This window comes from Gracilibacillus salitolerans (genome assembly GCF_009650095.1).
Taxonomy (GTDB): Bacteria; Bacillota; Bacilli; order Bacillales; family Amphibacillaceae; genus Gracilibacillus; species Gracilibacillus salitolerans.
Window position 1 is genome coordinate 190807 of record NZ_CP045915.1, and the last position, 13185, is coordinate 203991.

A 13185-nucleotide genomic window follows, 5' to 3' on the forward strand; every position below is an offset into this window, starting at 1 on the left:
ATGTTAATGCCAAAACGTGTAAAACATCGTAAGCAACATCGTGGTAATATGAAAGGTAAAGCGAAAGGCGGTACGTCAGTAGCATTTGGTGAATACGGTCTTCAAGCTGTTGAAGCTTCTTGGATTACTAGCCGTCAAATCGAAGCAGCTCGTATAGCGATGACTCGTTATATGAAGCGTGGTGGTAAAGTTTGGATTAAAATTTTCCCAGACAAACCTTATACAGCTAAGCCTCTAGAGGTTCGTATGGGTTCTGGTAAAGGTGCTCCTGAAGGATGGGTAGCAGTCGTTAAACCTGGTAAGATAATGTTTGAGATTGCGGGTGTCTCGGAAGAGGTAGCGCGTGAAGCACTTCGTCTTGCATCTCACAAATTACCAATCAAAACGAAATTCGTAAAACGAGAAGAAATTGGTGGTGAAATCAATGAAGGCTAATGAAATTAGAGAACTAACCACTGCCGAAATTGAACAAAAGATCAAGTCGTTAAAAGAAGAGCTTTTCAATTTGCGTTTCCAACTTGCAACAGGTCAATTGGAAAACACAGCACGTCTACGTGAAGTACGAAAATCAATCGCACGTATGAAGACTGTTGTTCGCGAAAGAGAGCTAAGCGTAAATAACTGATAATAAAGGAGGTTAGCCTCAGATGAGTGAGCGTAATAATCGTAAAGTCTATACCGGACGTGTCGTATCAGACAAAATGGATAAGACTATCACTGTTGTAGTTGAGACATATAAATTTCACAGTTTATATGGCAAGCGTGTTAGATACTCTAAGAAATTAAAAACACATGATGAAAATAATCAAGCAAAAATCGGTGATGTTGTTCGCATCATGGAAACTAAACCACAATCTAAAACAAAACGTTTCCGTCTAGTTGAAGTTGTGGAAGAAGCAGTAATTATTTAATTAAAGTTCGCTCGGAAAAGTTCCGAAGGGAGGGTACACGAATATGATCCAACAAGAATCTCGTTTAAAAGTAGCAGATAACTCTGGTGCTCGTGAGGTACAAGCGATTAAAGTACTAGGTGGTTCTGGTCGCAAAACAGCGAATATTGGTGATGTAATTGTTTGCTCGGTGAAACAAGCAACACCTGGTGGCGTTGTCAAAAAAGGTGAAGTAGTAAAAGCAGTAATCGTACGTTCTAAGAGCGGAGTAAGACGAAAAGACGGTTCTTATATTCGATTTGATGAGAATGCAGCAGTCATCGTTCGTGATGACCAAAGTCCAAGAGGTACTCGTATTTTTGGACCAGTTGCACGTGAATTACGTGATGCGAAATTCATGAAAATCGTATCTCTAGCTCCAGAAGTATTATAAGCACGTTACGGAAAAACCGTGTAAGGAGGTGCGGATAGCATGCATGTCAAAAAAGGTGATAAAGTACAAGTAATTTCAGGTAAAGATAAAGGAAAGCAGGGTACAATTTTAGCTGCATTTCCCAAAAAAGATCGTGTGCTTGTAGAAGGTGTTAATGTCGTAAAGAAACACGCGAAACCTTCTCAAGAAAACCCACAAGGTGGTATCTTGAATCAAGAAGCAACGATTCATGTATCAAATGTATTGCCAGTTGATCCTAAGTCTGGTGAACCAACTCGTGTTGGGTATGAAGAACGTGATGGAAAGAAAGTTCGAATCGCTAAAAAATCTGGTGAATCTTTAGATAAATAGTCTTAGCGGTGAAAGGAGGTTTACGTGTTGAACACTTTAAAAGAAAAATACAATAATGAAATTGTTTCTTCATTAGTTGAGAAATTTAATTATGATTCAGTAATGGAAGTACCTAAGGTCGAAAAAATTGTTGTTAACATGGGTGTTGGTGATGCAGTACAGAACTCTAAAGCACTTGATGCTGCTGTAGAGGAATTGTCACAAATCACTGGACAAAAACCTGTCGTAACAAAAGCAAAGAAATCAATCGCAGGTTTCCGTTTGCGTGAAGGAATGCCAATTGGTGCGAAAGTAACATTACGCGGTGAGCGTATGTATGATTTCCTTCAAAAGCTTATCGATGTATCACTACCACGTGTACGTGACTTCCGTGGTATTTCTAAAAAAGCATTTGATGGCCGTGGTAACTACACTTTAGGTGTAAAAGAACAATTAATTTTCCCAGAAATTAATTATGACCAAGTAAACAAAGTGAGAGGGATGGACGTTGTTATCGTAACGACAGCTAATTCTGATGAAGAAGCTACGGAACTCTTGACACAACTTGGCATGCCTTTCCAAAAATAAGCGAAAAGCTAAAATAAGGAGGGAAAAGAGTGGCTAAAAAATCAATGATCGCAAAGCAACAACGCAAAGCGAAATATAAAGTACAAGAATACACTAGATGTGAACGTTGCGGACGTCCACACTCTGTAATTCGTAAATTCAAGCTTTGCCGTATTTGTTTCCGTGAACTTGCATATAAAGGTCAAATTCCTGGTGTTAAAAAAGCAAGCTGGTAAATCCCCGATTAGGGAAGGAGGTAATGAGAAATGGTTATGACAGATCCAATTGCAGATATGCTTACTCGTATTCGTAACGCTAACATGGTACGCCATGAGAAATTGGAGTTCCCAGCGTCGAATGTAAAGAAAGAAGTTGCAGATATTTTAAAACGTGAAGGTTTTATCCGTGACTATGAATATGTAGAGGATAACAAACAAGGAATCCTTCGTATCTTTTTGAAGTATGGTACAAACGAAGAACGTGTAATCTCAGGTTTAAAACGAATCAGTAAACCAGGTTTACGTGTTTATGCAAAAGCAGATGAGCTTCCTAAAGTATTAAATGGTTTAGGTATTGCGATCGTTTCTACTTCAAAAGGGGTATTATCTGATAAAGAAGCACGTGCGCAAGCAATCGGTGGCGAAGTGCTGGCATATATTTGGTAAGATATTCTCAGAAGACAGGAGGTGTAGTAGCATGTCTCGTATAGGTTTGAAATTATTAGAAATTCCAGAAGGCGTGGAAATCAAATTAGATGGTAATCACATTACTGTTAAAGGACCAAAAGGTGAACTAAGCCGTTCTATTGACAGCGAAATGAAAGTTAATATCGAGGGTAATGTATTGACTGTTGAACGTCCAAGTGACTCTAAACAGCATAAAGCATTACACGGTACAACTCGAAGCCTAATCGGCAATATGGTTGAAGGTGTCCATAAAGGTTTCGAAAAAGCTCTTGAGATCCAAGGTGTAGGTTACCGTGCGCAAAAACAAGGAAATAAACTTGTTGTTAATGCTGGTTATTCTCACCCTGTAGAAGTGGAATCAATTGAAGGAATTGAAGTTGAAGTTCCAGCTAATACAAAAGTAATTGTAAAAGGTATCGACAAAGAACTAGTTGGTGCTGTTGCAGCTAATATTCGCGCTATTCGCCCACCTGAGCCATATAAAGGTAAAGGTATCCGTTACGAAGGTGAATATGTACGTCGTAAAGAAGGTAAGACTGCTAAGTAAGGTTAGATAGGTAAGCAGAAAGGAGTGACCTAGATGATCACAAAGCCTGATAAAAATAGTGTACGTAAGAAAAGACATCAGCGTATCCGCAAGAACCTATTCGGAACAGAGGAGCGCCCTCGTCTAAACGTATTTCGTTCAAACAAACACATCTACGCACAACTAATCGATGATGTTAACAATGTAACATTAGTTAGTGCATCAACAGTAGATAATGATTTAAACGTAGAAACAACTGGAAACGTAGAAGCTGCAAAGCAAGTTGGCGAGCTTATAGCTAAACGTGCTATCGATAAAGGATTTGCAAATGTTGTTTTTGATCGTGGTGGATATTTATATCATGGTCGAGTTAAATCTCTAGCAGATGCTGCTCGTGAAGCAGGTCTTGAATTTTAATCAAAAAAGGAGGGACATATGTTGCGTACTAACATCGACCCAAACAAATTAGATTTAGAAGAACGCGTTGTAACAATTAACCGTGTAGCAAAAGTTGTAAAAGGTGGACGTCGTTTTCGCTTTGCTGCATTGGTAGTAGTCGGAGATAAAAATGGTCATGTAGGATTTGGTACAGGTAAAGCACAAGAAGTACCAGATGCTATTAAAAAAGCAATTGATGATGCAAAGAAAAACTTGGTCAATGTACCGATCGTTGGTACTACAATTCCACACGAAATTCACGGGCAATTTGGAGCTGGTAACATCTTAATGAAACCTGCTGTTGAAGGTACCGGGGTTATCGCTGGTGGACCTGTACGTGCCGTATTAGAACTAGCTGGTGTAGGTGATATCTTATCTAAATCACTAGGTTCTAACACACCAATCAACATGGTTCGTGCAACAATCAATGGACTTAGCGAATTAAAACGAGCTGAAGAAGTAGCAAAACTTCGTGGTAAGTCTGTAGAAGAATTGTTAGGATAGGGAGGGAAAACAAATGTCTAATCAATTAGAAATTACCCTCAAACGCAGTGTCATCGGTAGATCAGAAGTACAAAAAGCTACTGTTCAAACACTAGGTCTTAAAAAGATTCATCAATCAGTAGTCCGTGAAGATACTCCTGTCGTGCGAGGCATGATTAACAAAGTATCACATTTAGTTGACGTGAAAGAAGTTTAATAAAAATAGTTTTAAGAGGAGGTGCTCGCATGAAACTTCATGAATTAAAACCATCACAAGCGAAGAAAGAACGCAACCGCGTTGGTCGTGGTATGTCATCAGGTAATGGTAAAACATCTGGACGTGGTCACAAAGGTCAAAAGGCACGTTCTGGTGGAGGTGTACGTCCAGGATTTGAAGGTGGGCAAATGCCACTTTTCCAACGTTTACCGAAGCGTGGTTTTACAAACATTAACCGTAAAGACTTCGCAATTGTTAACCTTGAAACATTGAATAGTTTTGACGAAGGTACCGAAGTGACACCTGAGCTTTTACTTGAGACAGGTACCATTAGCAATGTCAAATCTGGCGTTAAGATTCTTGGAAACGGCAAGTTAGAAAAGAAATTAACAGTAAAAGCTCATAAGTTTTCTGCTTCAGCTAAGGATTCGATTGAAGCAGCGGGCGGTCAAACTGAGGTGATTTAATGTTTCGTACAATCTCCAATTTTGTGCGTGTGGCTGATATTAGACAAAAGATTATTTTTACACTTCTCATGTTAATAGTATTTCGAATAGGGACATTCATTCCAGTTCCTTTTACAGATCGAACTGCTATTGACTTTATGAATGAACAAAATGTATTTGGATTACTTAATACATTTGGTGGTGGAGCATTACAAAACTTCTCCATCTTCGCGATGGGGATTATGCCTTACATCACAGCATCTATCATCATGCAATTATTGCAAATGGATGTCGTTCAGAAATTCTCTGAGTGGAAAAAACAAGGTGAAATGGGACGTAAAAAATTAGCACAGGTTACACGTTATGCAACCATCGGGTTAGCATTTATTCAGGCTTGTGCAATGTCGGTAGGTTTTAATGCTATGTCAGGAGGGCTGTTGATCAGCGATCCTGGTGTAGGTAAGTTCCTAGTAATTGCCATAGTATTAACAAGTGGTACTGCATTTTTAATGTGGTTAGGGGAACAAATTACTGCAAATGGTGTAGGTAATGGTATCTCTATCCTTATTTTTGCCGGTATCGTAGCAGCCATTCCAAATGGCGTTAATCAAATTTACGCACAATACTTTGGATCTGGTGTAGGAGATGATTTTTTCCTAAATATCGTCATTGTTCTGTTAATTGTATTGCTTGTGCTTGCAGTAACTGTAGGTGTTATCTTCATTCAACAAGCTTTACGTAAAATTCCAGTACAATATGCGAAACGTTTAGTGAATCGTTCACCAGTAGGAGGACACTCTACTCATTTACCGTTGAAAGTAAATGCTGCAGGGGTAATTCCAGTTATTTTTGCAATTTCATTTATCATCGCACCACGTACAATCGCAGGGTTCTTTGAGAATAATGAAGTTGCGATGACGATCTCCAATATATTTGATTATTCAAACGTAACTGGTATGATTATTTACGTTGTGCTAATCATCGCATTTACGTATTTCTATACATTTGTTCAAGTTAATCCGGAACAAATGGCAGATAACTTGAAGAAGCAAGGTGGCTATATCCCTGGTATTCGTCCAGGAAAAACAACGGAGACTTATTTAACACGTGTTATGTATCGACTAACATTTGTTGGATCTATTTTCTTAGCTGCGGTAGCTGTCTTACCTTTAATTTTAGGTGATTTAGCAGGTTTACCACAATCCGTACAAATCGGTGGAACGGGACTTCTAATTGTTGTTGGTGTAGCATTACAAACAATGAAACAACTAGAAGGGCAGCTAGTTAAACGTAACTATAAAGGCTTTATTAAATAAAGTTTTATAGTCGGACTAGACAGAGAGCGAGGGGAAAATCGTTGAATCTAATCCTTATGGGACTACCTGGTGCTGGTAAAGGTACACAGGCAGAAAGAATCGTAGAAAAATATGACATCCCTCATATTTCAACTGGAGATATGTTTCGGTTAGCTATTAAAGAAGGAACAGAGCTTGGACAAAAAGCAAAGAGCTATATGGATGAAGGTGCTCTTGTTCCAGACGAAGTAACAATTGGTATCGTAAAAGAAAGATTAAGCAAAGATGACTGTCATAAAGGTTTCTTGTTAGATGGTTTCCCACGTACTTTAGCACAAGCTGAAGCGTTAGATGATCTACTTTCTAACATGAATCGTTCGATTGATTATGTTTTACACGTAGATGTTGATAAGGATGAATTGATAGAACGTCTTACTGGACGTCGAATTTGTCCAGAATGTGGCACTGCTTATCATGTACGATTTAATCCTCCTAAGGTTGAAGGTTTATGTGACAAAGATGGTGCAACACTTATCCAACGTGAAGATGATCAACCAGGTACAGTGAAAAATCGTTTAGAGGTTAATCTTGAACAAACACAACCAATGTTAGACTTTTATTCTAATAAAGGTGACTTAGTGACAATTAATGGCTCTCAAGAAATTGACACAGTATTCAGCAATATTGATGAGAAATTAAAAACAATTTCTTAATGAAATGTCGTCAAAGTTGGTATAATGTTACTAACAATGAAAATAGGTATTACGTAAAACCTAAATGAAGGTGATGATGGTTGAGCGAAACGGAGAGTTATCCGGAATTAGGTCAGGTTGTTCAAATCCTACAAGGACGCGAAGCAGGTCAGTTTGCAATTGTAATTGAAAAAGTAGACAGTCGTTTTGTGTTGCTGGCGGATGGAGATAAGCGCAAATATGATCGACCAAAGAAGAAAAATGTTCAGCATATTGCGTTTACAAGTTTTATATCTCCTGAAGTTCAAAGAAGCCTTCTCGAAACAGGGCGCGTAACCAATGGTAAGTTGCGTTATGCTATTAATAAATTTGTCGAAGAATCTCAGACAGATTTGAAGAAGGGAGATCAACTCGATGGCAAAAGACGATGCAATTGAAGTCGAAGGTACTGTTATTGATACATTACCAAATGCAATGTTTAAAGTAGAATTAGAGAATGGTCACACCGTGTTAGCACATGTTTCTGGTAAAATCAGAATGCACTTCATTCGAATTTTACCTGGTGATAAAGTAACGGTTGAACTTTCTCCATATGATTTAACAAGAGGTCGTATTACGTACCGTTATAAATAAAATGCTCCGACACAAGAGGAGGTATGGAAGATGAAGGTAAGACCATCTGTAAAACCAATTTGTGAAAAATGCAAGGTTATTCGTCGTAAAGGAAAAGTAATGGTAATTTGCGAAAACCCTAAGCATAAACAAAAACAAGGATAAGGAGGTGTAATCAGTCTATGGCACGTATTGCTGGTGTAGATGTTCCGCGTGATAAACGCGTAGTGATTGCTTTAACCTATATTTACGGTATTGGAAAAACAACTGCTAAGAAAGTATTGGAAGATGCTGGTGTTAATGAGAACACTCGTGTTCGAGATTTAACAGAAGAAGAGTTAGGACAAATTCGTCAAACAATTGACAGCTATTCTGTAGAAGGTGATCTTCGTCGTGAAGTTTCCTTAAACATTAAGCGTCTGATTGAAATTGGTTCCTATCGTGGTGTACGTCATCGTCGTGGTTTACCGGTACGAGGACAAAAAACGAAAAACAACTCACGTACTCGTAAAGGTCCAAGAAAAACAATGGCTAACAAAAAGAAATAAGATGAAAGGAGGTTTGCTTACTTATGGCTCGTAAAACTAATACACGTAAACGTCGTGTGAAAAAGAATATAGACACGGGTATTGCACATATTCGTTCTACATTCAATAACACAATCGTAACGATTACTGATGTCCAAGGAAACGCAGTTAGCTGGAGTAGCGCAGGAGCGTTAGGTTTTAGAGGTTCTCGTAAATCTACTCCTTTCGCAGCACAAATGGCTGCTGAAGCTGCAGCAAAAGGCGCTCAGGATCATGGTGTAAAATCTCTAGAGGTTACAGTGAAAGGACCTGGTGCTGGACGTGAAGCAGCTATCCGTTCACTTCAAGCAGCAGGTATTGAAGTAACTGCCATTCGTGATGTAACACCAGTTCCTCACAATGGTTGTCGCCCGCCAAAACGTCGTCGAGTATAATCACAGTATATTATTTGTTAATCTGTCTATAATGGTTTATGATAGCTTAATAAAGTTTTTTAGATGTTTATTAATGACACCATTGCTTTCGACAGACACAAAATCACAATTGCATAGTGCAGAAACGGGAACTGCCTACCTGGGGAATTTCGGTTAGACTCAGGGTCTAACCGGGGTTTCGACGTTTTAGAGGAGGGTTTAATAGATGATCGAAATTGAAAAACCAAAAATAGAAACAGTAGAAATCAGTGATGATGCTACTTATGGCAAATTCGTTGTAGAACCACTAGAACGTGGATATGGTACTACACTTGGTAACTCCTTGCGTCGTATCCTATTATCTTCACTTCCTGGCGCAGCTGTGACATCTGTTCAAATGGATGGAGCGTTACATGAGTTTTCTACGGTTGAAGGAGTTGTCGAAGATGTGACAACTATTATCTTAAACTTAAAGAAACTTGCTCTTAAAATTTATTCGGATGAAGAAAAGACTCTAGAAGTAGATGTGCAGGGAGAAGGGAAAGTTACGGCTGCAGATATCATTTTTGATAGTGATGTCGAAATTTTAAATCCGGACCTTCATATTGCTACAGTTGGTAGTAATGGCCATTTAAAAATGAAAATTTCAGCACAAAGTGGTCGAGGATACCGTCCAGCTGACACTAATAACCATGAGGATCGTCCGATTGGGGTTATTCCAGTTGACTCTATCTTCACTCCAGTATCAAAAGTAACCTATCAAGTAGAAAATACCCGTGTTGGTGAAGATGCCAATTATGATAAGCTTACTTTTGATGTATTAACAGATGGAAGTATTCGTCCAGAAGAAGCAGTTTCTCTAGGAGCTAAAATCTTCACGGAACATATGAATATTTTTGTTGGTTTAACTGACGAAGCGAAGAATGCTGAAATTATGATCGAAAAAGAAGAAGATCAAAAAGAAAAAGTTCTTGAAATGACAATTGAAGAGCTAGATTTATCCGTAAGGTCTTATAACTGCTTGAAGCGAGCAGGAATTAATACTGTACAGGAATTAGCTCATAAGTCAGAAGAAGATATGATGAAGGTTCGAAACTTAGGTCGTAAATCGCTAGAAGAAGTGAAACATAAACTAGAAGATCTAGGTCTTGGACTAAGAAACGAAGATTAATCATGACACCTTTTAGAGATTTCGAACGAAGGAGGGATATTCCATGGCTAGAAAATTAGGACGTACAACGGATCAACGTATGGCTTTGCTTCGCGGTTTAGCAACTGATCTTATCATTCATGAACGTTTGGAAACAACAGAAGCAAAGGCAAAAGAACTACGCTCAGTTGTTGAAAAAATGATTACACTTGGTAAGCGCGGTGACCTTCACGCTCGTCGTCAAGCTGCATCATTCTTATACAATGCAGAAGCGAACGAAAACGAAGACGCTGTACAAAAGCTTTTCAGCGACATTGCAGGTCGCTACGAAGATCGCCAAGGTGGATATACAAGAGTGCTTAAATTAGGACCTCGTCGCGGTGACGGGGCTGAAATGGCAGTCATTGAGTTAGTGTAATGGAATACTAAACAAAGCAAGGGGCAGGAGCAAATCTCTTTAAGAGGTGCATCCAAGCCCTTTTTTTTGTTTGAACTAAAAAAGCTTACTCTTTCATCTCACGAGAAGTTTATCATTTTGTTCTGTTGTTAGCTTGCTAGAAGTAGAAGAATGGGTAGAGAAAATGCTCCAATTAAGGGAGTAAACTTCCTCATACGAAATTAAATCAAGAGATTAACTATTTTCATAACCTTTATGTATCATCCTTGTTCTAGTACAACGGTCTCCAAAAAACCTTGTCGATGTGGGACAAGTTTTTTTGAAGGACTATATCTTCTTCCAAACTCTTTAATAATGGTCTCAACTCTATCTGTTACTGCTCATTCTTTTTTTTTATTGCTTCATCAATTTTTTTGTTACCTTCATCAACAAAGTCTGACTATGATTCGTTGCCATTGTCGACACTACCCGACCACAAAGGGAATGATCAAAATAATTTACGAGAACAAGATGTGGAGAGTTAGATAAAGAGTGTATTATGATACAATAGAAGTTGATGAATATTACCCGGGAAATATTGATTTTAAGGAGAAGTAATGATGCCAGCAATAGAATTTCGTGATGTTTATTTTCGATATAATGAAGATGCCCCATGGGTATTAAAAAAGTTCAACCTAAAAATAGAAGCAAATGAGACTGTTGCTATCATTGGCCATAATGGATCAGGCAAATCAACAATAGCTAAATTAGCCAATGGTTTGCTAGTACCACAAGCAGGTGAAATTTTGATCAATGGAAGGAAGCTAACGACATCAAATGTTTGGGAAATACGACAAAAAATTGGGATGGTGTTTCAAAATCCTGAAAATCAATTTGTTGGAACAACGGTAAGAGATGATGTAGCTTTTGGTCTAGAAAACCGCGGTATCCCTCGCAAGGAAATGATCGAGCGAATTTATACTTCTTTAAACCAGGTTGGAATGGAGAGCTATCAAAATCATGAACCACACAACCTTTCAGGTGGACAGAAACAGCGAGTTGCGATTGCTAGTGTCATGGCGATATATCCGGAGTTCCTATTATTAGATGAAGCCACCTCTATGTTAGACCCAAGAGGCAGAAAGGAAATACTTTCGACTATTCATGACCTGAAAGAAGAATTGGAGATTACGATGGTGATGATCACTCACGATTTGCATGAAATTATTTTAGCTGATCGTGTTATTGTAATGAATGAAGGGCAGATGTATAAAGATACTACGGTAGATCAATTATTCAATGATCATCAAGGGCTACAGTCAATTGGCTTATCATTACCATTAACTGTTGAGCTGGCAATAGAATTAGAGCAATATGATTATCAGTTTGCAACATATCCATTAGACAATGAGGAGTTTTTGGAAGCATTATGGACATCCAATTTGAAAGAGTGAGCTATACCTATCAAGTGAATACACCTTTTTCCTATCAAGCGCTAAAAAATATTAACATGGAAATTAAAACGGGGGAGTTTGTGGCAGTTGTCGGACACACAGGTTCTGGAAAATCTACACTTCTGCAACATATCAATGGGTTGCTTCTTCCTACAGAAGGACAAGTACGAGTGGGGGAGTTCCATCTCTCAAGAGAAAACAAAAGACAAGATTTGAAGAAGTTACGGAAAAAGGTAGGAATTGTTTTCCAATATCCTGAACATCAATTGTTTGAGGAGTCGGTAGAACGGGACATAAGCTTTGGCTTAAAAAATTTCCAAGTACCATCAGGTGAAATGCAATCAAGAGTTATGGATGCTTTGGAAAAAGTCCAACTATCAGAGGACATTTTAGAAAAGTCCCCTTTTGAATTAAGTGGAGGACAGATGCGAAGGGTTGCGATCGCCGGAGTGCTTGCGATGAATCCAGAAGTATTAATATTAGACGAGCCGACAGCAGGGCTTGATCCTAAAGGACAACAAGATATCATGAATATGTTTTATCATTTACATAAAACAAGGCATATGACAACGATCTTAGTCACACACCAGATGAATCACGCTTTACAGTATGCAGATCATATCTTTGTGCTTGCGGATGGTAGTCTGCATATGGAAGGAACTCCTGAACAAATCTTTTCGCAAGCGAATGAATTAAAAAAAGCAAATCTTGATATGCCTGATGTGCTTTCATTGATTAATCAAATCAATCAAAAATTCGGTACCAATATTACTTATAAACGTAGGGAACCAGCTGAATTAGCGAAAGAAATAGTGGATAAAATAAGGGAGAACAAGCGGTTATGAAGTCATTCATGATAATAGGACAATTTGTACCTGGCAATTCAATGATTCATCGCTTAGACCCCAGAACCAAATTGATGGTTATTTTTACGTTTGTAATTATAGTTTTCTTTGCTAACGATAGTTTGAGCTACGGCTGGTTAACATTATTTGCACTCATATTAGTATTATTAACAAAAATGCGTATCGGTTATATTTTAAAAGGAATTACTCCTGTTTGGTTTTTAATTATATTTACCTTTATTCTTCATCTCATTATTACGAAGGAAGGACCTGTTTTAATTGAAATAGGAGGATTTACAATACACCAAGGTGGAGTGATGCAGGGTTTAACGATCTCATTACGTTTTTTCTTACTGGTGTTAGTAACTTCTCTATTAACCTTAACAACATCACCAATGGAAATTACGGATGCTATTGAAGAGCTGCTGGCACCATTAAAGAGAATAAAGATACCGGTTCATGAATTAGCGCTTATGATGTCAATTTCGCTCCGTTTTATTCCGACATTGCTGGATGAAACAGAAAAAATCTCCAAAGCACAAGCATCAAGAGGTGTTGACTTGCGGACAGGGTCCATAAAAGATCGTATGTATGCGATTGTTCCGTTACTAGTTCCATTATTTATTAGTGCTTTTAAACGCGCAGAGGATTTAGCAATGGCAATGGAAGCAAGAGGATATCGAGGAAGTGAAGGACGAACTAAATTAAGACAATTGCAGTTTAAGCAGCTAGATTATACGGCAATGATAATCTATTTATTGATTATACTTATCTTTTTCAGTTTACGACAGTAAGGGGCAAGTAA

25 protein-coding genes are annotated in these 13185 nt (G+C 38.3%); all 25 read left to right on the plus strand.

The features are described from left to right. Positions 1 to 435, plus strand: coding sequence for a 50S ribosomal protein L16 (gene rplP, locus GI584_RS00960; protein WP_100362617.1), 435 nt, complete (start codon positions 1 to 3; stop codon positions 433 to 435). Then, the gene (gene rpmC, locus GI584_RS00965) at positions 425 to 625 is read left to right on the plus strand and encodes a 50S ribosomal protein L29 (RefSeq protein WP_018934219.1); all 201 of its coding nucleotides are present in this window, start codon (positions 425 to 427) and stop codon (positions 623 to 625) included. Before rplP ends, rpmC begins: the two co-directional genes overlap by 11 nt. 22 nt (positions 626 to 647) lie before the next feature. Beyond that, a complete protein-coding gene (gene rpsQ / locus GI584_RS00970) occupies positions 648 to 911 on the plus strand; it encodes a 30S ribosomal protein S17 (protein ID WP_100362616.1) in 264 nt (87 codons plus the stop codon). A 43-nt stretch (positions 912 to 954) separates the two neighbouring features. Then, on the plus strand, positions 955 to 1323 hold the full coding sequence (gene rplN / locus GI584_RS00975; protein WP_018934221.1) for a 50S ribosomal protein L14: 369 nt from the start codon (positions 955 to 957) through the stop codon (positions 1321 to 1323). 39 nt (positions 1324 to 1362) lie between these two features. After that, entirely contained in the window at positions 1363 to 1674 is a 312-nt protein-coding gene (rplX, locus tag GI584_RS00980; RefSeq protein ID WP_100362615.1) for a 50S ribosomal protein L24, read from the plus strand. A 27-nt stretch (positions 1675 to 1701) separates the two neighbouring features. Then, on the plus strand, positions 1702 to 2241 hold the full coding sequence (rplE, locus tag GI584_RS00985) for a 50S ribosomal protein L5 (RefSeq protein ID WP_100362614.1): 540 nt from the start codon (positions 1702 to 1704) through the stop codon (positions 2239 to 2241). 29 nt (positions 2242 to 2270) lie between these two features. Continuing rightward, positions 2271 to 2456, plus strand: a complete 186-nt coding sequence (gene rpsN / locus GI584_RS00990; RefSeq protein WP_091486108.1) for a 30S ribosomal protein S14 — start codon at positions 2271 to 2273, stop codon at positions 2454 to 2456. 30 nt (positions 2457 to 2486) lie between these two features. Next, complete coding sequence (rpsH, locus tag GI584_RS00995; protein WP_100362613.1) at positions 2487 to 2885, plus strand: 30S ribosomal protein S8; 399 nt, start codon at positions 2487 to 2489, stop codon at positions 2883 to 2885. Positions 2886 to 2916: 31 nt separating this feature from the next. Next, entirely contained in the window at positions 2917 to 3453 is a 537-nt protein-coding gene (rplF, locus tag GI584_RS01000; protein WP_100362612.1) for a 50S ribosomal protein L6, read from the plus strand. Between the two features lie 33 nt (positions 3454 to 3486). Continuing rightward, complete coding sequence (gene rplR / locus GI584_RS01005; RefSeq protein ID WP_100362611.1) at positions 3487 to 3849, plus strand: 50S ribosomal protein L18; 363 nt, start codon at positions 3487 to 3489, stop codon at positions 3847 to 3849. Positions 3850 to 3867: 18 nt separating this feature from the next. Continuing rightward, on the plus strand, positions 3868 to 4374 hold the full coding sequence (gene rpsE, locus GI584_RS01010; protein WP_018934228.1) for a 30S ribosomal protein S5: 507 nt from the start codon (positions 3868 to 3870) through the stop codon (positions 4372 to 4374). 13 nt (positions 4375 to 4387) lie between these two features. Next, positions 4388 to 4570 (plus strand): 50S ribosomal protein L30, encoded by a 183-nt coding sequence (gene rpmD / locus GI584_RS01015; protein WP_100362610.1) that lies wholly within the window; start codon positions 4388 to 4390, stop codon positions 4568 to 4570. 29 nt (positions 4571 to 4599) lie between these two features. Next, positions 4600 to 5037, plus strand: a complete 438-nt coding sequence (rplO, locus tag GI584_RS01020) for a 50S ribosomal protein L15 (RefSeq protein ID WP_153789936.1) — start codon at positions 4600 to 4602, stop codon at positions 5035 to 5037. Continuing rightward, positions 5037 to 6332: a preprotein translocase subunit SecY gene (gene secY, locus GI584_RS01025; RefSeq protein ID WP_100362608.1), complete on the plus strand. Its 1296-nt coding sequence runs from the start codon at positions 5037 to 5039 to the stop codon at positions 6330 to 6332. Before rplO ends, secY begins: the two co-directional genes overlap by 1 nt. Before the next feature lie 41 nt (positions 6333 to 6373). Beyond that, complete coding sequence (locus GI584_RS01030) at positions 6374 to 7024, plus strand: adenylate kinase (protein ID WP_153789937.1); 651 nt, start codon at positions 6374 to 6376, stop codon at positions 7022 to 7024. 80 nt (positions 7025 to 7104) lie between these two features. Then, the gene (locus GI584_RS01035) at positions 7105 to 7440 is read left to right on the plus strand and encodes a KOW domain-containing RNA-binding protein (RefSeq protein ID WP_100362606.1); all 336 of its coding nucleotides are present in this window, start codon (positions 7105 to 7107) and stop codon (positions 7438 to 7440) included. Then, positions 7418 to 7636 (plus strand): translation initiation factor IF-1, encoded by a 219-nt coding sequence (gene infA / locus GI584_RS01040; RefSeq protein WP_018934234.1) that lies wholly within the window; start codon positions 7418 to 7420, stop codon positions 7634 to 7636. Before GI584_RS01035 ends, infA begins: the two co-directional genes overlap by 23 nt. 30 nt (positions 7637 to 7666) lie before the next feature. Further along, a complete protein-coding gene (gene rpmJ / locus GI584_RS01045; protein ID WP_003156543.1) occupies positions 7667 to 7780 on the plus strand; it encodes a 50S ribosomal protein L36 in 114 nt (37 codons plus the stop codon). Positions 7781 to 7797: 17 nt separating this feature from the next. Beyond that, complete coding sequence (gene rpsM, locus GI584_RS01050) at positions 7798 to 8163, plus strand: 30S ribosomal protein S13 (protein ID WP_100362605.1); 366 nt, start codon at positions 7798 to 7800, stop codon at positions 8161 to 8163. A gap of 23 nt (positions 8164 to 8186) precedes the next feature. Next, positions 8187 to 8576: a 30S ribosomal protein S11 gene (gene rpsK / locus GI584_RS01055; protein WP_100362604.1), complete on the plus strand. Its 390-nt coding sequence runs from the start codon at positions 8187 to 8189 to the stop codon at positions 8574 to 8576. A 205-nt stretch (positions 8577 to 8781) separates the two neighbouring features. Then, entirely contained in the window at positions 8782 to 9726 is a 945-nt protein-coding gene (locus tag GI584_RS01060; RefSeq protein WP_100362603.1) for a DNA-directed RNA polymerase subunit alpha, read from the plus strand. A gap of 43 nt (positions 9727 to 9769) precedes the next feature. Continuing rightward, complete coding sequence (gene rplQ / locus GI584_RS01065; protein WP_100362602.1) at positions 9770 to 10123, plus strand: 50S ribosomal protein L17; 354 nt, start codon at positions 9770 to 9772, stop codon at positions 10121 to 10123. Positions 10124 to 10701: 578 nt separating this feature from the next. Continuing rightward, positions 10702 to 11535, plus strand: coding sequence for an energy-coupling factor transporter ATPase (locus GI584_RS01070; RefSeq protein WP_100362601.1), 834 nt, complete (start codon positions 10702 to 10704; stop codon positions 11533 to 11535). Beyond that, positions 11511 to 12380, plus strand: coding sequence for an energy-coupling factor transporter ATPase (locus GI584_RS01075; protein ID WP_153789938.1), 870 nt, complete (start codon positions 11511 to 11513; stop codon positions 12378 to 12380). Before GI584_RS01070 ends, GI584_RS01075 begins: the two co-directional genes overlap by 25 nt. Next, positions 12377 to 13174, plus strand: a complete 798-nt coding sequence (locus GI584_RS01080) for an energy-coupling factor transporter transmembrane component T family protein (protein ID WP_153789939.1) — start codon at positions 12377 to 12379, stop codon at positions 13172 to 13174. The genes GI584_RS01075 and GI584_RS01080 overlap by 4 nt, the downstream gene beginning before the upstream one ends. Positions 13175 to 13185 lie beyond the last annotated feature (11 nt).

What these genes read in the sequence shown, in the direction of transcription:
- rplP (WP_100362617.1), top strand. Translation starts at nt 1, where the DNA reads ATGTTAATGCCAAAACGTGTAAAACATCGTAAGCAACATCGTGGTAAT.
- rplO (WP_153789936.1), top strand. Translation starts at nt 4,600, where the DNA reads ATGAAACTTCATGAATTAAAACCATCACAAGCGAAGAAAGAACGCAAC.
- rpsQ (WP_100362616.1), top strand. Translation starts at nt 648, where the DNA reads ATGAGTGAGCGTAATAATCGTAAAGTCTATACCGGACGTGTCGTATCA.
- rpsE (WP_018934228.1), top strand. Translation starts at nt 3,868, where the DNA reads ATGTTGCGTACTAACATCGACCCAAACAAATTAGATTTAGAAGAACGC.
- rpsK (WP_100362604.1), top strand. Translation starts at nt 8,187, where the DNA reads ATGGCTCGTAAAACTAATACACGTAAACGTCGTGTGAAAAAGAATATA.
- GI584_RS01070 (WP_100362601.1), top strand. Translation starts at nt 10,702, where the DNA reads ATGCCAGCAATAGAATTTCGTGATGTTTATTTTCGATATAATGAAGAT.
- infA (WP_018934234.1), top strand. Translation starts at nt 7,418, where the DNA reads ATGGCAAAAGACGATGCAATTGAAGTCGAAGGTACTGTTATTGATACA.
- rplQ (WP_100362602.1), top strand. Translation starts at nt 9,770, where the DNA reads ATGGCTAGAAAATTAGGACGTACAACGGATCAACGTATGGCTTTGCTT.
- rpmD (WP_100362610.1), top strand. Translation starts at nt 4,388, where the DNA reads ATGTCTAATCAATTAGAAATTACCCTCAAACGCAGTGTCATCGGTAGA.
- rpmJ (WP_003156543.1), top strand. Translation starts at nt 7,667, where the DNA reads ATGAAGGTAAGACCATCTGTAAAACCAATTTGTGAAAAATGCAAGGTT.
- rpsM (WP_100362605.1), top strand. Translation starts at nt 7,798, where the DNA reads ATGGCACGTATTGCTGGTGTAGATGTTCCGCGTGATAAACGCGTAGTG.
- rplN (WP_018934221.1), top strand. Translation starts at nt 955, where the DNA reads ATGATCCAACAAGAATCTCGTTTAAAAGTAGCAGATAACTCTGGTGCT.
- secY (WP_100362608.1), top strand. Translation starts at nt 5,037, where the DNA reads ATGTTTCGTACAATCTCCAATTTTGTGCGTGTGGCTGATATTAGACAA.
- rplX (WP_100362615.1), top strand. Translation starts at nt 1,363, where the DNA reads ATGCATGTCAAAAAAGGTGATAAAGTACAAGTAATTTCAGGTAAAGAT.
- rplF (WP_100362612.1), top strand. Translation starts at nt 2,917, where the DNA reads ATGTCTCGTATAGGTTTGAAATTATTAGAAATTCCAGAAGGCGTGGAA.
- GI584_RS01060 (WP_100362603.1), top strand. Translation starts at nt 8,782, where the DNA reads ATGATCGAAATTGAAAAACCAAAAATAGAAACAGTAGAAATCAGTGAT.
- rpmC (WP_018934219.1), top strand. Translation starts at nt 425, where the DNA reads ATGAAGGCTAATGAAATTAGAGAACTAACCACTGCCGAAATTGAACAA.
- GI584_RS01075 (WP_153789938.1), top strand. Translation starts at nt 11,511, where the DNA reads ATGGACATCCAATTTGAAAGAGTGAGCTATACCTATCAAGTGAATACA.
- GI584_RS01080 (WP_153789939.1), top strand. Translation starts at nt 12,377, where the DNA reads ATGAAGTCATTCATGATAATAGGACAATTTGTACCTGGCAATTCAATG.
- rplR (WP_100362611.1), top strand. Translation starts at nt 3,487, where the DNA reads ATGATCACAAAGCCTGATAAAAATAGTGTACGTAAGAAAAGACATCAG.
- rpsH (WP_100362613.1), top strand. Translation starts at nt 2,487, where the DNA reads ATGGTTATGACAGATCCAATTGCAGATATGCTTACTCGTATTCGTAAC.